At 40.6% G+C, this 15,525-nt stretch carries 12 protein-coding genes and 1 other annotated feature (1 of these 13 only partly in view); all 12 genes read right to left on the bottom strand.

Going from position 1 to position 15,525, the window contains the following annotated elements; translation table 11 throughout:
• Positions 1-2 precede the first annotated feature (2 nt).
• Complete coding sequence (rplC, locus tag MKX31_RS23040) at positions 3-635, bottom strand: 50S ribosomal protein L3 (RefSeq protein WP_000160209.1); 633 nt, start codon at positions 633-635, stop codon at positions 3-5.
• Positions 636-669: 34 nt separating this feature from the next.
• Positions 670-978 (bottom strand): 30S ribosomal protein S10, encoded by a 309-nt coding sequence (rpsJ, locus tag MKX31_RS23045; protein ID WP_001040595.1) that lies wholly within the window; start codon positions 976-978, stop codon positions 670-672.
• A 402-nt stretch (positions 979-1,380) separates the two neighbouring features.
• Positions 1,381-2,571: an elongation factor Tu gene (tuf, locus tag MKX31_RS23050; RefSeq protein ID WP_001029616.1), complete on the bottom strand. Its 1,191-nt coding sequence runs from the start codon at positions 2,569-2,571 to the stop codon at positions 1,381-1,383.
• Positions 2,572-2,688: 117 nt separating this feature from the next.
• Positions 2,689-4,767, bottom strand: a complete 2,079-nt coding sequence (gene fusA, locus MKX31_RS23055) for an elongation factor G (RefSeq protein WP_000196381.1) — start codon at positions 4,765-4,767, stop codon at positions 2,689-2,691.
• Between the two features lie 208 nt (positions 4,768-4,975).
• Positions 4,976-5,446 (bottom strand): 30S ribosomal protein S7, encoded by a 471-nt coding sequence (gene rpsG, locus MKX31_RS23060; RefSeq protein ID WP_001137489.1) that lies wholly within the window; start codon positions 5,444-5,446, stop codon positions 4,976-4,978.
• 29 nt (positions 5,447-5,475) lie between these two features.
• The gene (rpsL, locus tag MKX31_RS23065; RefSeq protein ID WP_001142341.1) at positions 5,476-5,898 is read right to left on the bottom strand and encodes a 30S ribosomal protein S12; all 423 of its coding nucleotides are present in this window, start codon (positions 5,896-5,898) and stop codon (positions 5,476-5,478) included.
• A gap of 114 nt (positions 5,899-6,012) precedes the next feature.
• On the bottom strand, positions 6,013-6,261 hold the full coding sequence (locus MKX31_RS23070; protein WP_000121828.1) for a 50S ribosomal protein L7ae-like protein: 249 nt from the start codon (positions 6,259-6,261) through the stop codon (positions 6,013-6,015).
• A gap of 113 nt (positions 6,262-6,374) precedes the next feature.
• Entirely contained in the window at positions 6,375-9,986 is a 3,612-nt protein-coding gene (rpoC, locus tag MKX31_RS23075) for a DNA-directed RNA polymerase subunit beta' (RefSeq protein ID WP_000567948.1), read from the bottom strand.
• Between the two features lie 37 nt (positions 9,987-10,023).
• The gene (gene rpoB / locus MKX31_RS23080; protein ID WP_064475100.1) at positions 10,024-13,557 is read right to left on the bottom strand and encodes a DNA-directed RNA polymerase subunit beta; all 3,534 of its coding nucleotides are present in this window, start codon (positions 13,555-13,557) and stop codon (positions 10,024-10,026) included.
• 291 nt (positions 13,558-13,848) lie between these two features.
• Positions 13,849-14,448: a class I SAM-dependent methyltransferase gene (locus MKX31_RS23085; protein WP_064475099.1), complete on the bottom strand. Its 600-nt coding sequence runs from the start codon at positions 14,446-14,448 to the stop codon at positions 13,849-13,851.
• A gap of 75 nt (positions 14,449-14,523) precedes the next feature.
• A complete protein-coding gene (gene rplL, locus MKX31_RS23090) occupies positions 14,524-14,883 on the bottom strand; it encodes a 50S ribosomal protein L7/L12 (protein ID WP_000159737.1) in 360 nt (119 codons plus the stop codon).
• 67 nt (positions 14,884-14,950) lie between these two features.
• Positions 14,951-15,451 carry a 50S ribosomal protein L10 gene (gene rplJ, locus MKX31_RS23095; protein WP_000048721.1) on the bottom strand — a complete coding sequence of 167 codons (501 nt, stop codon included), beginning with the start codon at positions 15,449-15,451 and terminating at the stop codon, positions 14,951-14,953.
• A gap of 39 nt (positions 15,452-15,490) precedes the next feature.
• Positions 15,491-15,525 (bottom strand) — a sequence feature (ribosomal protein L10 leader region); it runs 109 nt beyond the window's last position.

A 15,525-nucleotide genomic window follows, 5' to 3' on the forward strand; every position in this document is an offset into this window, starting at 1 on the left:
AATTATTTGCTAACCTTCACAGCGCCTTGAACAACTACAAGAGATTTCTTAGCACCTGGAACGTTACCTTTTACTAGTAATAAGTTGCGCTCAGTGTCAACTTGAACGATTTCTAAATTTTGGATAGTAACTTGGTCTCCACCCATACGTCCAGCAAGTTTTTTGCCTTTGAATACACGGTTCGGAGCAACTGGGCCCATTGAACCTGGACGACGGTGATAGCGAGAACCATGAGACATAGGTCCGCGAGATTGTCCGTGGCGTTTGATAACACCTTGGAAACCTTTACCTTTAGAAATTCCTGTTACGTCAACGATTTCACCTGCAGCGAAAACTTCAACTTTTACCTCTTGACCAACCTCTAATCCGTCCACGTCTGCATCGCGGATTTCGCGAATGAAGCGCTTAGGAGTTGTAGATGCTTTAGCAGTGTGGCCTTGTTCAGGTTTGTTAGTTAACTTTTCACGTTTATCTTCAAATCCTAACTGGATTGCATTGTAGCCATCAGTTTCAGTTGTTTTCTTTTGAAGAACAACGTTTGGATTAGCAGCGATAACTGTTACTGGGATTAACTCACCGTTCTCAGCAAATACTTGAGTCATACCGATCTTTCTTCCTAAGATTCCTTTGGTCATGAGTTACACCTCCTACATTTTTAAGTTATATGAATTATAGTTTGATTTCGATATCTACACCAGACGGTAAGTCTAAACGCATTAATGAATCTACTGTTTGTGGAGTAGGACTCACGATATCGATTAAACGTTTGTGTGTGCGCATTTCGAATTGCTCACGAGAATCTTTGTACTTATGAACAGCACGAAGAATTGTGTAAATAGTCTTCTCAGTTGGTAATGGGATCGGACCAGAAACTGTTGCCCCAGAACGCTTAGCTGTTTCTACAATTTTCTCAGCTGATTGATCAAGAATACGGTGATCATAAGCTTTTAAACGGATACGAATTTTTTCTTTTGCCATTATTTTCCCTCCTTCGTTCGCCTATTTCTAAAATAGACCTTCTCCATGGAAATTTCCCCACACCATGCCATGGCAAAGCGGCCGGGTGTGTCAGCAACCTTCCACTTCATCGCAGTCAAAGACCAACATTGTTTATTATACAATGTTATTCGTCTAGATGCAAGCATCTTTTTGTTTGCATCTGCTTTTCTCTACTTTTGCTATTATACATGGCACTTTAAAGAATTTCAAGTTTTCATCTGCTCTTATTCAACTTACAGTTTATGGATGTTACTTCTTGTTTTATATACTATAGAAGAAACTCATTCAAAGATAGAAAACACACCTCTTCCTTCTATATTAATTAACAATAAAAAAACTCAAGGGAGAATCCCTTGAGTTTTTTAATAATCTATTTAAAGATTACTCAGCAACGATTGTAGCAACTACACCGTAACCTACTGTACGTCCACCTTCACGAATAGAGAATTTAGTTCCCTCTTCGATAGCGATTGGAGCGATAAGTTCGATAGTCATTTCGATGTTGTCACCAGGCATTACCATTTCAGTACCTTCTGGTAATTGGATGATACCAGTTACGTCAGTTGTACGGAAGTAGAACTGAGGACGGTAGTTAGCGAAGAATGGAGTGTGACGTCCACCTTCTTCTTTAGATAATACGAAAACTTCAGCTTTGAATTTAGCGTGAGCTTTTACAGAGCCAGTTTTAGCAAGAACTTGTCCACGTTGGATGTCTTCACGAGCAACCCCACGAAGTAAAGCACCGATGTTGTCTCCAGCTTGAGCTTGGTCAAGAAGTTTACGGAACATCTCTACACCAGTTACAGTTGTAGAAGCATTTTCTTCAGCAAGACCGATGATTTCTACTACGTCACCAACTTTAACGATTCCGCGCTCTACACGACCAGTTGCAACTGTACCACGACCTGTGATAGAGAATACATCCTCGATAGGCATTAAGAATGGTTTGTCAGTTTCACGTTCTGGAGTTGGGATGTAAGCATCAACTTCAGTCATTAATTCAATGATTTTTGCTTCCCAATCAGCTTCTCCTTGAAGAGCTTTAAGAGCAGAACCTTTGATTACAGGAATGTCGTCGCCTGGGAATCCGTATTCAGATAATAGGTCGCGAACTTCCATTTCTACTAATTCTAATAATTCTTCGTCGTCTACCATGTCGCATTTGTTTAAGAATACAACGATGTAAGGAACACCTACTTGACGAGAAAGAAGGATGTGCTCACGTGTTTGAGGCATTGGGCCATCAGCAGCAGATACTACTAAGATACCGCCGTCCATTTGAGCAGCACCAGTGATCATGTTTTTAACATAGTCAGCGTGACCTGGGCAGTCAACGTGTGCATAGTGACGAGTTTCAGTTTCGTACTCAACGTGTGCAGTTGAGATTGTGATTCCGCGCTCTCTTTCTTCTGGAGCAGCGTCGATTTGATCGTATCCGCGTGCTTCAGCACCACCAGCTTTTGCAAGAACTGTAGTGATCGCAGCAGTTAATGTAGTTTTACCATGGTCAACGTGGCCGATTGTACCGATGTTAACATGGGGTTTAGAACGTTCGAATTTAGCTTTAGCCATTCTAAATTCCTCCTTAGTTTATATAGGTTATTTTATATTTAGACTAGAAAGTGAAACTTACGTCCCACTTTCTAAGCTTACATAAGTAGTTATACTTGAACAATCGATAAAAATCAATTATTCACCTTTATTTTTTTTAATAATTTCTTCAGAAACAGACTTCGGTACTTCTTCATAATGATCAAATGTCATTGAGAATGTTCCGCGTCCTTGAGTGTTAGAACGTAATGCCGTTGCATAACCGAACATTTCAGAAAGTGGAACCATAGCGCGAACAACTTGTGCGTTACCGCGAGCTTCCATACCTTCTACACGTCCACGGCGAGATGTTACGTCGCCCATAATGTCACCCATGTACTCTTCAGGAATTACAACTTCAACTTTCATCATTGGCTCAAGAATTACTGGGCTACATTTAGAAACCGCAGCTTTAAGTGCCATAGATGCAGCGATTTTGAACGCCATCTCAGATGAATCGACATCATGGTAAGATCCGTCAACTAACGCAGCTTTGATGTCAACTAGTGGATAACCAGCTAGTACACCATTTTTAAGTGAGTCTTCAAGACCCGCTCCAACAGCTGGGATGTATTCACGTGGAACTACACCACCGACGATTTTGTTTTGGAATTCAAAACCTTTACCTTCTTCATTAGGTTCAAACTCAATCCAAACGTGACCGAATTGTCCACGACCACCAGATTGACGAGCGAACTTACCTTCAACTTTCGCAGCAGCGCGGAAAGTCTCACGGTATGCTACCTGAGGAGCACCAACGTTTGCTTCCACTTTGAATTCACGGCGCATACGGTCAACGATGATATCAAGGTGAAGTTCACCCATACCAGCGATGATTGTTTGGCCAGTTTCTTGGTCAGTGTGAGCACGGAATGTTGGATCTTCTTCAGAAAGCTTAGATAATGCTGTACCCATTTTATCTTGGTCAGCTTTAGATTTTGGTTCGATAGCTACAGAGATAACTGGCTCTGGGAATTCCATAGACTCAAGGATAACAAGACTCTTCTCATCACAAAGAGTATCACCAGTAGTAGTATCTTTTAAACCTACAGCAGCAGCGATATCACCAGCGTAAACTGTTGAAATCTCTTCACGGCTGTTAGCGTGCATTTGTAGGATACGACCTACACGCTCACGCTTACCTTTAGTTGAGTTTTTCACGTATGATCCAGAGTTTAACACACCAGAATACACACGGAAGAACGTTAACTTACCAACATAAGGATCAGTCATGATTTTGAATGCTAAAGCTGCGAATGGTTCTTCATCGCTAGACTTACGTTCGATTTCTTCATCTGTATCCGGAAGAGTACCTTTAATAGCTGGTACATCTAATGGAGATGGTAGGTAGTCGATAACTGCGTCTAACAGAATTTGAACACCTTTATTTTTGAATGCAGAACCACAGATTACTGGGAAGAATTCTACAGAAGTTGTAGCCTTACGGATACCAGCTTTAAGCTCTTCTACAGTGATTTCTTCACCTTCTAGGTACTTCATCATCATTTCTTCATCAAGCTCAGCTACCGCTTCAATAAGCTTTCCACGGTATTCTGCAGCTAATTCTTTGTGCTCTTCAGGAATTTCAACACGCTCGATGTCTGTTCCTAAATCGTTACCGTACATGTAAGCACATTCTTCAACAAGGTCAATGATACCATTGAACTCATCTTCAGCACCGATTGGTAACTGAATTGGGTGTGCGTTTGCTTGTAAACGATCGTGGATTGTTCCTACAGAGTATAAGAAATCCGCACCAATCTTATCCATTTTGTTAACGAATACGATACGAGGTACACCGTAAGTAGTAGCCTGACGCCAAACAGTTTCTGTTTGTGGTTCTACACCAGATTGTGCATCAAGTACTGCTACCGCACCATCAAGTACGCGTAAAGAACGTTCTACTTCTACTGTGAAGTCTACGTGTCCTGGAGTGTCAATGATGTTTACACGGTGACCTTTCCATTGAGCTGTAGTTGCAGCAGAAGTAATTGTGATACCACGCTCTTGCTCTTGCTCCATCCAGTCCATCTGAGATGCACCTTCATGAGTTTCACCGATTTTATGAATACGTCCTGTATAATACAGAATACGCTCAGTTGCTGTTGTTTTACCAGCATCGATGTGAGCCATGATACCAATATTACGAGTGTTTTCTAAAGAGAACTCTCTTGTCATTTGGTGTCTTGCTCCTTCCATATATGGATTGGATTTTTTTATTTTAAGTAGCAAAAAAGCCACTTTATATTGTTACACATGTCAGTATGTCCAGTACCCTCATTATGTAAAACGAGCGCCCAACGAAAGGGAGAGGCATTCTCCCTCTCCACACTTCCATAAGCGACAAATAAAGCGGTTTATGCTTACATTTATTTTACGTTGAATCCTACCAACGGTAATGAGCAAATGCTTTGTTAGCTTCTGCCATTTTATGAGTGTCTTCACGTTTCTTAACAGATGCACCAGCGTTGTTAGCTGCATCTAAGATTTCGTAAGCTAGACGCTCTTCCATAGTTTTTTCACCACGAAGACGAGCATAGTTTACTAACCAGCGAAGACCTAAAGTTGTACGGCGTTCTGGACGAACCTCAACTGGAACTTGGTAGTTAGCACCACCAACACGACGAGCACGTACTTCAAGAACAGGCATGATGTTCTTAAGAGCTTGCTCGAATACTTCCATAGGGTCTTTATCTGAACGTTCACGAACGATATCGAAAGCGTTATAAAGAATTGTTTGAGATTTACCTTTTTTACCGTCAACCATCATTTTGTTGATAAGGCGTGTTACTAGCTTAGACTTGTACATTGGATCTGGTAACACGTCACGTTTCGCAACAGGTCCTTTACGAGGCATATTGAGTTCCTCCTTTCATTATAAGTTTATTATTTTTTAGCAGGTTTTGGTCGCTTAGTACCATATTTAGAACGTCCTTGCATACGTTTGTCAACACCAGCTGTATCAAGCGCACCACGAACGATGTGGTAACGTACCCCTGGTAAATCCTTTACTCGACCACCGCGAATTAATACTACGCTATGCTCTTGTAGGTTATGACCGATACCTGGGATGTAAGCTGTAACCTCGATACCGTTTGTTAAACGTACACGAGCGTATTTACGTAACGCTGAGTTAGGTTTCTTTGGAGTCATTGTACCAACACGAGTACATACACCACGTTTTTGAGGTGCAGAGATATCAGTTGATTTTTTCTTTAAAGAGTTGAACCCTTTGTTTAACGCAGGTGATTTAGATTTCCATACTTTATCAGTACGACCATTTCTCACTAATTGGTTAATAGTAGGCATTTGATTATCCTCCCTTCGCATGTTTGTATGACCACATATCCAGGTGGTTCATTATTAGTTGAAAACAAAGTTTTTGCAAGGGAGAGCAAATGCTCTCTCCTCACAAAAACAGTTTTAACTTATTATTCCTATTGCTGAAGCTCCCACTTGAATCCCCGAAACTTTTCCAAGCTTACGAACTGATTCAACTTTGGTTATGGGTATGTTATGTTGCAAGGCGGTACGAATAATCATATGGGTTAACCGCATATCAGCATCTTCCGCAATAACAACTTCTTTAACTATACCATTTTTGATTGCCTCCAATGTGCGTTTATGACCAACGACTACATTTTCAGCATTTGACACTTTTTGATAAGACATATAAATATCCTCCAAAGCATCGTTCAGGAGCAACCTTGATTATAGTAACATTTTGACTCATACAATGTCAACTAGGATTAACTGTTTTTATACAAAATTTACGACGGAAAATTTTACTGTTCCACATAAACTTCATCGTTTTCTACATTCATGTCACCTTGTGTTGTTTTTACAAGATCCACTTTGCGATAACGATTCATACCTGTTCCAGCAGGAACAAGTTTACCGATAATAACATTTTCTTTCAATCCTAGAAGCTCATCGCGTTTACCCTTAATCGCTGCATCAGTTAAGACACGTGTCGTTTCTTGGAACGATGCTGCAGATAAGAATGAATCAGTTTCAAGTGAAGCTTTTGTAATACCAAGTAGAACAGGTCTAGCCGTTGCTGGTTGTTTACCTTTCAGTAACACCTTCGCATTTGCATCAGTAAACTGATGGATATCTAGTAGTGTTCCTGGTAATACATCTGTTTCACCCGCATCACTTACACGAACTTTACGTAACATTTGACGTACCATTACTTCTACGTGTTTGTCACCAATTTCTACCCCTTGCATACGGTATACTTTTTGAACTTCACGTAGTAAGTATTCTTGAACCGCCGTAATGTCCGTTACTTTTAGTAATTCTTTCGGATCAATAGAACCTTCTGTTAACTCTTTACCGTGGCTAATTGGCTGTCCTAGAGTTACTTTCAGACGCGCACCGTAAGGAATAGCATACGTACGAGCTTCAACTTCACCCTGTACAACTACTTCTTGGCGATCTTTAACATCGTTAATCGCTGCGATAACACCATCGATTTCACTGATAACTGCCTGACCTTTCGGGTTACGAGCTTCGAAGATCTCTTGGATACGAGGTAAACCTTGAGTGATATCATCTCCGGCAACCCCACCTGTATGGAACGTACGCATCGTTAACTGTGTACCTGGCTCACCGATAGATTGAGCTGCGATAATACCTACCGCTTCTCCTACTTCTACGTCTGTACCAGTTGCTAAGTTACGACCGTAACACTTCTTACATACACCGTGGCGAGTGTTACACGTGAACGCTGAACGAATGTTTACAGTTTCAACACCCGAATTTTCAACGATATGAGCAATATCTTCAGTAATTAGTTGGTTTTCACTAACTAATACTTCACCTGTTTCAGGATGTTTTACAGTTTTTCTTGCAAAACGTCCAACAAGACGATCATATAATGACTCAATTACTTCATTACCCTCTTTAATCGCACCAATTAATAGACCACGATCTGTTCCACAATCATCTTCACGGACAATTACATCTTGTGCAACGTCTACAAGACGACGTGTTAAGTAACCAGAATCGGCAGTTTTAAGTGCTGTATCGGCAAGACCTTTACGCGCACCATGCGTAGAGATGAAGTACTCAAGTACTGTTAAACCTTCACGGAAACTTGATTTAATTGGAAGTTCGATAATACGACCAGATGGATTGGCCATCAGACCACGCATACCAGCAAGCTGAGTAAAGTTCGATGCGTTACCACGGGCACCGGAATCACTCATCATGAAGATTGGGTTGCGTTTATTCAAGGATTTCATCAGTTTTCCTTGGATAACATCTTTTGCATTACTCCAAATAGAGATAACGCGATCGTAACGTTCTTCTTCCGTGATTAAACCGCGACGGAATTGTTTAATTACATTATCTACTTTTGCTTGTGCTTCATGGAGAATTTCATCTTTTTCGCCTAATACAAGAATGTCAGATACCCCAACTGTAATACCAGCTTTTGTAGAGTACTTAAATCCTAAGTTTTTCATGCGGTCAAGCATGCGAGATGTTTCCGTAATTTGGAAACGTTTGAATACTTCCGCAATGATGTTACCAAGGATCTTCTTGCTAAATGGCGCCACTTCTTCGCGACTAGCAATAATTTCTTTAATGTTCGCACCTTTTTCAACGAAATACTCCGCTGGTGTTTCTTTTTCAAGGTTTGAGTTTGTCGGTTCATTAATATAAGGGAACGACTCTGGTAAGATTTCGTTAAATATTAATTTACCAACTGTTGTTAATAGAAGCTTACCTTTTTGCTCTTCAGTAAATGTTACATTATTTACTGAACTTGCAGCAACTGCAACACGTGTGTGCAGATGTACATATCCATTTTGGTATGCAAGTATTGCTTCGTTTGCATCTTTGAAGACCATACCTTCACCGATTGCGCCTTCACGCTCAAGTGTTAAGTAGTAGTTACCTAATACCATATCCTGAGATGGAGTAACAACTGGTTTTCCGTCTTTTGGATTCAAGATGTTTTGTGCCGCTAACATAAGAATACGAGCTTCTGCTTGTGCCTCTGATGATAACGGTACGTGAACTGCCATTTGGTCACCGTCAAAGTCCGCGTTGTATGCAGTACATACAAGGGGGTGAAGACGAATTGCGCGACCTTCTACTAATGTAGGTTCAAACGCCTGGATACCAAGACGGTGAAGTGTTGGTGCGCGGTTTAGAAGTACTGGATGCTCTTTGATCACAGATTCTAAAACGTCCCAAACTTCAGGTTGTACACGCTCGATTTTACGTTTAGCACTCTTAATGTTGTGTGCTAAACCTTTTCCAACTAACTCTTTCATAACGAAAGGCTTGAACAATTCAAGCGCCATTTCTTTTGGTAATCCACATTGGTACATCTTTAAGTTCGGTCCTACAACGATTACAGAACGGCCAGAGTAGTCAACACGTTTACCTAATAAGTTTTGACGGAAACGTCCTTGTTTACCTTTAAGCATGTGAGATAGTGATTTTAATGGACGGTTACCTGGTCCAGTAACTGGACGGCCACGGCGACCATTATCGATTAATGCGTCTACAGCTTCTTGTAACATACGTTTTTCGTTTTGAACGATGATGCTTGGTGCACCTAAGTCCAATAGACGTTTTAAACGATTATTACGGTTAATTACACGACGGTATAAGTCGTTTAAGTCAGAAGTAGCAAAACGTCCACCATCCAACTGTACCATTGGGCGTAGTTCTGGTGGGATAACTGGAAGAACATCTAGGATCATCCAAGATGGGTGATTTCCAGAGTTACGGAATGCTTCTAATACTTCTAGACGTTTAATAGCACGAGTACGGCGTTGTCCTTGCGCTGTTTTTAATTCTTCTTTTAAGAAGTCTACTTCTTTATCTAAATCGATGTCTTGTAGTAGCTTTTTAATCGCTTCCGCACCCATAGCAGCTTGGAATGTGCTACCATATCGATCACGATATGCACGGTATTCTTTTTCAGAAAGTAATTGCTTCTTATCAAGTGGTGTATCTCCACTTTCTGTTACAACATAAGAAGCGAAATAAATTACTTCTTCAAGCGCGCGAGGGGACATGTCTAAGACAAGTCCCATGCGGCTCGGGATACCTTTGAAATACCAAATATGAGATACAGGAGCAGCTAATTCGATATGACCCATACGTTCACGACGAACTTTTGCACGCGTTACTTCAACGCCACATCGATCACAAACTACACCTTTATAACGTACACGTTTGTATTTTCCGCAATGACATTCCCAGTCCTTTTGTGGTCCGAAAATACGCTCACAGAACAAGCCATCTTTTTCAGGCTTTAACGTACGATAGTTAATTGTTTCTGGTTTCTTAACTTCACCGTATGACCAAGAACGAATCTTGTCAGGTGAAGCAAGTCCAATCTTCATATATTCAAAGTTATTTACATCTATCAAGGGGCCTACCTCCCTTTTAGTCTACAGGTTATCCCAATTATTCTTTAGTTGCCTCAACTTCGACATTCAATTTATCTGCTGATTGATGATCATCGTCATCTTCTGTATCACGCATTTCGATTTCTTTATCGTCGCTAGACATCATTTTAACGTCCATACCTAAACTTTGCAGCTCTTTAATCAATACTTTGAATGATTCAGGAACGCCTGGTTCTGGAACATTTTCGCCTTTAACAATTGCTTCATACGTCTTAACACGTCCAACAACATCATCAGACTTCACTGTTAAGATTTCTTGAAGAGTATAAGCAGCACCGTAAGCTTCAAGTGCCCAAACCTCCATCTCACCGAAACGCTGTCCACCGAACTGAGCTTTACCTCCAAGAGGCTGCTGCGTTACAAGTGAGTATGGTCCAGTAGAACGAGCATGAAGTTTATCGTCAACCATGTGCGCAAGTTTGATCATATACATGACACCAACAGATACGCGGTTATCGAATGGTTCACCAGTACGTCCGTCATACAGGATTGTTTTCGCGTCATTTGCCATACCAGCTTCTTCAATCGTGCCCCAAACATCTTCCTCACGAGCACCATCGAATACTGGTGTTGCAATGTGAATACCAAGGTATCTTGCTGCCATACCAAGATGAAGCTCTAATACCTGACCGATATTCATACGAGATGGTACCCCTAATGGGTTTAACATGATATCGATTGGCGTACCGTCTGGTAAGTAAGGCATATCTTCTTCTGGTAAAATACGAGAGATAACACCTTTGTTACCGTGACGTCCGGCCATCTTGTCACCTTCAGAGATTTTACGTTTTTGAACGATATATGCACGTACAAGTTGATTCACGCCTGGTGGCAATTCATCGCCATCTTCACGGTTGAACACTTTTACGTCTAAGATAATACCGCCACCACCGTGTGGTACACGTAGTGATGTATCACGTACTTCACGTGCTTTTTCTCCAAAGATAGCATGTAATAGACGTTCTTCAGCTGTTAATTCTGTTACACCTTTAGGTGTTACTTTACCAACAAGTAAATCTCCATCTTTTACTTCCGCACCAACGCGAATGATACCGCGCTCGTCAAGGTTGCGTAATGCATCTTCCCCAACGTTTGGAATGTCACGTGTAATTTCTTCTGGTCCAAGCTTCGTATCACGAGCTTCTGACTCATATTCTTCAATATGAATAGAAGTGTACACATCATCTTTTACAAGGCGCTCACTCATAATGATCGCATCCTCGTAGTTATAACCGTCCCAAGTCATGAAGCCAACAAGCACGTTACGTCCAAGTGCTAGTTCACCTAATTCCATAGAAGGACCATCCGCAAGAATCTCACCTTTTACAACTTCATTTCCAACACTTACGATTGGACGTTGGTTGTAGCAAGTTCCTTGGTTAGAACGAATGAATTTTTGCATTTTGTAGCGATCTAAGTCGCCTTTTACTGTTTGACCGTCAACTTCTACATAGCGACGTACCCAAACTTCACGTGCTTCTACGCGTTCAACAACACCAGGATGTTTACAGATTACTGCAGCACCTGAGTCTTTTGCTGATACGTACTCCATACCTGTACCTACAATCGGAGATTCCGGATTCATTAACGGAACCGCCTGACGTTGCATGTTCGCTCCCATAAGTGCGCGGTTAGAGTCATCGTTTTCTAAGAACGGAATACAAGCTGTCGCTGCCGACACTACTTGTTTTGGAGATACATCCATGTAGTCGATGCGTTCTTTATTTGTGACAATGTTTTCACCACGGAAACGAGCTACGATATCTTCGCTAAGGAATTCTCCTTCTTCAGATAATTTCATATTCGCTTGGGCTACAACATAATTATCTTCTTCATCTGCTGTTAAGTAATCAACCTGCCCTGTTACAAGACCAGATTCTGGATCAACACGACGGTATGGTGTTTCAATGAAACCAAACTCATTTACTTTCGCGAACGATGATAATGAGTTAATCAAACCGATGTTTGGTCCCTCTGGTGTTTCAATCGGACACATACGACCATAGTGAGAGTAGTGAACGTCACGCACTTCAAAGCCTGCGCGCTCACGCGTTAAACCACCGGGTCCTAATGCAGATAGTCTTCGTTTGTGAGTTAACTCTGCTAATGGGTTTGTTTGATCCATGAACTGAGATAACTGAGAACTTCCGAAGAACTCTTTAATAGATGCAATAACCGGGCGAATGTTAATTAACGCTTGTGGTGTAATTGCATTTGTATCTTGAATCGACATTCTCTCACGAACAACACGTTCCATACGAGAAAGACCGATACGGAATTGATTTTGTAATAGTTCTCCAACAGAACGCAGACGACGGTTTCCTAAATGGTCGATATCATCTGTATCCCCCACTTTGTATAGTAGGTTGAAGAAGTAACTGATAGAAGCAAGGATATCACCTGGTGTGATGTGTTTTACATCGCGAGTAATATTTGCATTACCAATTACATTAATTACGCGTTCGCCTTCTGACTCAGGAGCATAAATCTTAATAGATTGCAGCTCAACATCGCCTTCTACCACTCCACCCATTGGTTTCGCTGTTTTGAATCCAATGTTTTTCTCTAAGTAAGGTAAAATGCGATCAAGTGTACGACGATCTAAGATTGTTCCTTCTGCCGCTAAAATTTCACCAGTTTCTGGATCCACTAATGTTTCAGCTAAACGTTGATTAAACAATCTGTTTTTAATGTGTAGCTTTTTGTTGATCTTATAGCGACCTACATTTGCTAAATCATAGCGCTTCGGATCAAAGAAACGAGACACAAGTAAGCTCTTTGCATTTTCTACTGTTGGTGGTTCACCAGGGCGTAGACGCTCATAAATTTCAAGCAATGCTTTCTCTGTGCTATCTGTGTTGTCTTTTTCTAATGTGTTGCTTAAGTATTCGTTATCACCTAAAAGCTCGGTGATTTCTTGATCAGAGCCAAACCCTAATGCGCGTAACAAAACAGTTACAGGAAGTTTACGCGTACGGTCAATACGCACATATACAACATCCTTAGCATCTGTTTCATACTCTAACCAAGCTCCGCGGTTTGGAATTACAGTAGCAGTAAAACCACGTTTTCCGTTTTTATCCACTTTGCCACTATAGTATACGCTTGGAGAGCGAACTAACTGGGAAACGATAACACGTTCTGCACCGTTAATTACGAATGTTCCAGTCTCTGTCATGAGTGGGAAATCTCCCATGAACACATCTTGTTCTTTTACTTCACCAGTTTCCTTGTTGATTAGACGCACTTTTACACGAAGTGGTGCTGCATACGTCACATCACGCTCTTTGCATTCGTCTACAGAGTATTTAGGTTCACCTAAGCTGTAGTCGATAAATTCAAGCGATAGATTTCCCGTAAAGTCTTCGATCGGAGAAATGTCCTGGAACATTTCTCGCAAACCCTCATCAAGAAACCACTGATAAGAAGAGGTTTGAATTTCGATAAGATTTGGTAACTCTAATACTTCACTAATACGGGCATAACTTCTTCGTTGGCGGTGGCGTCCGTATTGAACTAGTTGACCTGTCAACTGCTTCACCCCTCAAATCATGAGTATTATAAATGCACAAAAAAATTTGTGCAAAATCACAAATAAATACAACTACTGCTATTAGCGTAGTTTTTTTCTCTTAAAGATAAATACGTTGAGTCTTTCTACCTGCTCAAAAAAGAAAAATGGCTTCTATAAGAAAACCATCATTCTGTTTCATAATCTGCTGATTTTACTATCTTTTCCAAGAGAAACAAAAATATACATCTTTCTCAACGCAGAAAATCATATATTGGCATTGTATAATGTTAACATAGCCAAAAATAACCGTCAACGTTTTTTTGATTTTATGATATAATATCCTTTTTTCTTTTCTACAACTTCGACTTCAGAAAATACTTCTTCTAGTTTCTTCAGTGCAGATGGTGCACCTTGCTTCTTTTGAATAACAATCCACAACTCTCCACCTGGAACTAAATACTCTACAGCCTTTTCTAAAATCTCATGCACGATATCTTTACCTGCACGAATTGGAGGATTAGATAGAATAGCAGCATACATACCATCTACATTTTCATAGACGCTACTTTGAAAAATGTGTACATTTCCAATTCTATTGTTAGCGGCATTTTCTTTCGCAAGCTCAAGCGCCCTTTCATTCACATCCACCATGTGAACTTTACGGTCTTGAAACTCTTTCGCCAACGATAAACCAATTGGTCCATATCCACAACCTACGTCTAATATATCACCTTTAATATCTGGCACTTGAAACGCTTCAATTAAAAGACGAGAACCAAAGTCCACTTCGTTTTTCGAGAACACCCCACGGTCAGATAAGAAAGTAAATCGAGATCCACGAAGCGGAAATTCCCATCGCTTACGATCACTTTTACTAGAAGGGTCGTTAGAAAAATAATGGTCTGCCATATGGCCACCTCTTTTCTTTACAGTTAAAAAAAAAGCTCGCATGAGAGCGAGCTTTTTTAAAGCATCAAAAGTTAATTACTTAACTTCTACAGCAGCGCCAACTTCTTCAAGTTTAGCTTTCATTTCTTCAGCTTCCTCTTTAGAAACGCCTTCTTTGATTGCTTTTGGAGTGTTGTCAACTAATTCTTTAGCTTCTTTTAAGCCAAGACCAGTGATTTCACGTACAGCTTTGATAACTTTGATTTTTTGAGCGCCAGCACTTGCAAGTACTACGTCAAATTCAGTTTTCTCAGCAGCAGCTTCACCAGCGCCACCAGCTACAGCTACAGGAGCAGCAGCAGTTACGCCGAATTCTTCCTCGATAGCTTTTACTAAGTCGTTAAGTTCTAATACAGTCATAGATTTAACTGCTTCAATGATTTGTTCTTTAGTCATTGTAAATATCCTCCCTTAAATAGGTTTGTATTGTTTTATAGATAACAAGTAATTATCTTTTAAAAAATTAAGCGCCTTGCTCTTCCTTTTGTTCTGCAACTGCTTTAGTAGCAAGTGCAAGGTTACGGATTGGAGCTTGAAGAACGCTAAGAAGCATAGAAAGTAAGCCTTCACGTGATGGAAGAGTAGCGATAGCTTTAACCTCATCAAGTGTTACAAGTTTACCTTCGATTACACCAGCTTTAATTTCTAAAGCTTCATGTTTTGTAGCGAAGTCGTTTAATACTTTCGCAGGAGCAACTACATCCTCGTTACTGAACGCGATTGCGTTTGGTCCTGTTAAGAATTCGTTTAACTCAGCCATTTCAGCAGACTCTGCAGCACGACGAGTTAAAGAGTTTTTGTAAACTTTGAACTCAACGCCAGCTTCACGTAAGTTTTTACGTAATTCTGTTACTTCAGAAACTGTTAAACCACGGTAGTCAACAACGATTGTAGATTTACTTTCGCGAAGTTTGTCCGCGATTTCAGTTACAACTTGTTGTTTAGTTTCGATTACTTTGCTCATGTTATTACACCTCCTGTAGATTATATAGAAGATGTACCGAAAGTGCACTAAAAACCTCCATGCCCAACTTGTAG

The sequence above is a fragment of the Bacillus sp. FSL M8-0063 genome, assembly GCF_038005545.1.
GTDB classification, from domain to species: domain Bacteria; phylum Bacillota; class Bacilli; order Bacillales; family Bacillaceae_G; genus Bacillus_A; species Bacillus_A wiedmannii.

What these genes read in the sequence shown, in the direction of transcription:
- MKX31_RS23070 (WP_000121828.1), bottom strand. Translation starts at nt 6,261, where the DNA reads ATGTCTTATCAAAAAGTGTCAAATGCTGAAAATGTAGTCGTTGGTCAT.
- MKX31_RS23085 (WP_064475099.1), bottom strand. Translation starts at nt 14,448, where the DNA reads ATGGCAGACCATTATTTTTCTAACGACCCTTCTAGTAAAAGTGATCGT.
- tuf (WP_001029616.1), bottom strand. Translation starts at nt 2,571, where the DNA reads ATGGCTAAAGCTAAATTCGAACGTTCTAAACCCCATGTTAACATCGGT.
- rpsL (WP_001142341.1), bottom strand. Translation starts at nt 5,898, where the DNA reads ATGCCTACTATTAACCAATTAGTGAGAAATGGTCGTACTGATAAAGTA.
- rpsJ (WP_001040595.1), bottom strand. Translation starts at nt 978, where the DNA reads ATGGCAAAAGAAAAAATTCGTATCCGTTTAAAAGCTTATGATCACCGT.
- rplC (WP_000160209.1), bottom strand. Translation starts at nt 635, where the DNA reads ATGACCAAAGGAATCTTAGGAAGAAAGATCGGTATGACTCAAGTATTT.
- rpsG (WP_001137489.1), bottom strand. Translation starts at nt 5,446, where the DNA reads ATGCCTCGTAAAGGACCTGTTGCGAAACGTGACGTGTTACCAGATCCA.
- rplJ (WP_000048721.1), bottom strand. Translation starts at nt 15,451, where the DNA reads ATGAGCAAAGTAATCGAAACTAAACAACAAGTTGTAACTGAAATCGCG.
- rplL (WP_000159737.1), bottom strand. Translation starts at nt 14,883, where the DNA reads ATGACTAAAGAACAAATCATTGAAGCAGTTAAATCTATGACTGTATTA.
- fusA (WP_000196381.1), bottom strand. Translation starts at nt 4,767, where the DNA reads ATGACAAGAGAGTTCTCTTTAGAAAACACTCGTAATATTGGTATCATG.